Below are 3127 nucleotides of genomic sequence, written 5' to 3'. Positions count from 1 at the left end.
CTGCCGGTGACGCCGACCGCCGACCGCCGCTTGTCGGAGCGCGGCGTTCTGGTCGTCCCCGACATCCTGGCCAACGCCGGCGGCGTGATCGTGAGCTACTTCGAGTGGAGCCAGAACTTCCAGCAGTACCGCTGGAGCGAGGAGGACGTCAACAAGCGCCTCGAGCGGATCCTGACCAAGGCCTACGATGACGTGGCGGACAAGATGAAGGACCTCGACAGCGAGATGCGCGAGGCCGCCTTCGCACTCGCCATCGACCGAGTCGTGACGGCCGAGAAGCTCCGCGGCTCGCTCTAGCGAACCCGTCCTCGAGGTCGGCCATGGCGGCTCGGCCTCGAGCGCTTCGCCGTGGCTGTACCGGCCACAGGAAAGCGTCCTCGAGGGCGGATGCCGATCATGGTGTCGGCGTCGCCGGCTCGAGGCCGAGGTCTGGCTAGCCCAGCTCGGGGAACAGCTCGCGAAAGCGGTTGACCATCTTGACGGCCTCGGCGGCGAGGGGCGCCTGGTCCGCGTCGGAGGCCGCGTGCTGCGAGGCCCACGCCTCGGCCTCGGCCTCGAGGTCGGAGCCGACGGACCGGGCGAGGGACCAGTAGTCGTCGGCCCGCTCTAGGGCGTCCTCGAAGGCGTCCGGGTCGATCAGGACCTCGGGGTCGTCGAGCAACGGCTGGGCGAACAGCGCGCGAGCCTCGGTCTCGGAGAGCCCGTTCGGGCCGTAGCCGGCGTGCGTGGCGTCGTCGTCCTCGGACCCGACGCGGAACGCGGGGTGGTGGAGCAAGTCGTCGAACTCGAGGACGGGATGGCCCGTCGACTGCGCGGCCTCGATCTCCTCGGGGAGCAGCGCCTTCCAATGGATCCTCGCCGTCTCGACCAACCCGTCGAGGCCGGCCCAGTCCTCTTCCGTCGGGTCGTTGCCGACGAGTTGGGCGGCCAAAACTGGGCGTCTGTGGGCGCGGGCGCTCGGCGAGAGTGACATGTAGGCCCAGAGCACGCGGGCCGTCTCCAAGAGCGCGACGGCGTCGTCGGCGACGGCCTTGGGCTCGGTGCGGAGCTTGAACGCGTCGGCGACGTCGAGGTCGTACATCGCGAAAAACGGCTCGGCAAAGAGCGCGAGCGATTCGAACTGGACTCCCGTCTCGCCCTCGAGGAGCGTCTTGGTCAGACGTGCCTTGCGGTCCGCGAAGATGGAGGCCGAGGCCGCATCGATGGCAGCGGGCGTGTCGGGGTCGAAAGCGTTGGCGTCGTCCTGCACAGATCGAAAGAGAGGGGGGCGCCCTAGACGCCAGCGACGGCACGGAGGGTTCCGAGGCGCGGAAGAACTCAGGGCGGAGTCAGGGGCGAAGCGCCTGCGCCTCGAGGCGGTCGAGCGCGGCTTCCGGGTCGTCGGCCAAGCCCGTGTGGACGCTCGACGGCTGAAGCGAGGTCGACCGCGTGGCCGTCAGAAAGTGGAACCGCTCGGAGTCCGGGAGCCGACCGACGGGTCCCGCCGCGTGGCCTCCGTTCGCGACCTCGACGAACGCCCGGACCGAGCGGCTCAAGAGATCTGGATCGAGGCCGAGGGCGTCGGCCGCGGGGGTGCCATCGACGAAGCGGACGCCCAGAAACCGAGCCTGGCGGCACGACAGCACGACGCCGATCGTCCTCGCGTCGCCGGTGGCGACGTCGACGCAACGGATCAGGGCGTAGTCGTAGGGGCGCACGGCGGGTGTCGACCTCGAGGGCGGGGGCTTAGCGTCGGTAGGCGAGGGCGGACGTGTCGGGCGGGGTCGTGCGCGCGTGCTCGGCTTGGTCGACCCACCGCTGCGTCGACAGACGGTCGGCGAAAAAGCGCAGGTACGCGTCGCGTGCCTGGCCCGCGGTCTCAAAGTCGGGCTCGCGGCCGGGGGGCGCGGCGACCAGCAAGCTGTCGGGCACGTCCTCGAGGACGCGGCGCAGCGTGTCGCCCTCGAGGGCGTGCCGGTGTCGGGCGTCGGCGGCCTCGAGGTCGGAGGCGATGGGCAACAGGACGTGGTCCTTGATGGCTGGGAACGGGGTCTGGGCGCGCTCGGTGTCGACGGACGGCCAGTTGTGGTGGTGGTAGAGCGCCGCGCCGTGGTCGATGAGCCAGAGCTGCGGGCCGTCGTCGCCTCGGGCGACCAGCAGGTTGGGGTTCCGCGGCGTCCGGTCGATGTTGGTCGTCAACGCGTCGAGCCACACGACGTCCGCCGCCAGGTCGGGGTCGACGATGTCGGCGTGGGCGGCGTGCTCGTAGGCAAAGGCGCCGGGCACGAACGCCAATCCGACGTTGGCTCCCACGCTCCCCTTCAAGATGTCCTGGATCTCGGGGTCCGGCTCGGCGCGTCCGAACCCGTCCGGGACGTCGACGACGGAGAGCGTCGGGATGGGTAGGCCGAGGGCCTGGGCGATGCCGCCGACGATCAGCTCGGCCAGGAGAGCGCGGGCGCCCTGTCCGGCCCCGCGGAACTTGACGACCTCGAGGCCGGCGTCGGTCTCGACCAGGGCGGGCAAGGAGCCGCCCTCCCGGAGCGGCTGCGCGTAGCGCTGGGCGGTGTGCGTGGGGAGCATGGCCGGAGGACTCGCGTCGGTCGGGCGAAGTTCGGCGTCGGCCCCCAGGCGTGTCGTCCTCGAGGGCGCTGGTGGTCCGCGTGCGAGTCGGCCTCGAGGTCGGTCCGCGTTCTCGACTGGCGTCCTCGAGGGCGAGCGTGGTGGGGTCCGACCCTCGAGGGCGGATCGTCGGGAATCGTCCTCGAGGACGTTAGGTCACCCGAGTCCTGGGCCTTCTCGCCGCAGCAACCACAAAAAGAACGGGACGCCGCAGATGGCGGTCAGCACGCCGACGGGGACTTCCTGGCCGGGCAGGATGGTCCGGGCCGCGAGATCGGCGAGCAAGAGGAAGATGGCGCCGCACACGAACGCGATCGGGACGAGCCGGCGGTGCGTCGCGCCGACGACCATTCGGACGGCGTGGGGCACGATCAGGCCGACGAACCCGATCACGCCGGCCGCCGCGACCAGAACGCCCGTTGCGACGGCAGCGATTGCGATGAGCGTTCGCTTGAGAGCTTCGACGGGGACGCCCAGGGCCGCGGCGGGCTCCTCGCCCGTCGAGAGCAGGTCGAGCGGCCGGGCC

At 71.1% G+C, this 3127-nt stretch carries 4 protein-coding genes and 1 pseudogene; 1 reads left to right on the top strand and 4 read right to left on the bottom strand.

The window, feature by feature from the left end:
• Positions 1 to 297: pseudogene (locus tag WBA11_RS13255) on the top strand (glutamate dehydrogenase); the annotation flags it as partial.
• Between the two features lie 136 nt (positions 298 to 433).
• Here WBA11_RS13255 and WBA11_RS13250 read toward each other — a convergent pair.
• From WBA11_RS13250 to WBA11_RS13235, 4 genes are all read right to left on the bottom strand, one after another.
• The gene (locus WBA11_RS13250) at positions 434 to 1249 is read right to left on the bottom strand and encodes a hypothetical protein (protein ID WP_424521147.1); all 816 of its coding nucleotides are present in this window, start codon (positions 1247 to 1249) and stop codon (positions 434 to 436) included.
• Between the two features lie 79 nt (positions 1250 to 1328).
• Complete coding sequence (locus WBA11_RS13245) at positions 1329 to 1697, bottom strand: DUF3037 domain-containing protein (RefSeq protein ID WP_424521146.1); 369 nt, start codon at positions 1695 to 1697, stop codon at positions 1329 to 1331.
• 28 nt (positions 1698 to 1725) lie between these two features.
• Positions 1726 to 2562, bottom strand: a complete 837-nt coding sequence (locus WBA11_RS13240; RefSeq protein WP_424521145.1) for a HipA family kinase — start codon at positions 2560 to 2562, stop codon at positions 1726 to 1728.
• Positions 2563 to 2757: 195 nt separating this feature from the next.
• The coding region (locus tag WBA11_RS13235) for a FecCD family ABC transporter permease (protein ID WP_424521144.1) at positions 2758 to 3127 on the bottom strand (370 nt) is incomplete at its 5' end.

Origin of the sequence: Rubrivirga sp. (genome assembly GCF_049648075.1) — a bacterium.
GTDB lineage: Bacteria > Bacteroidota > Rhodothermia > Rhodothermales > Rubricoccaceae > Rubrivirga.
This window is presented reverse-complemented; position numbering and strand designations above follow the sequence as displayed.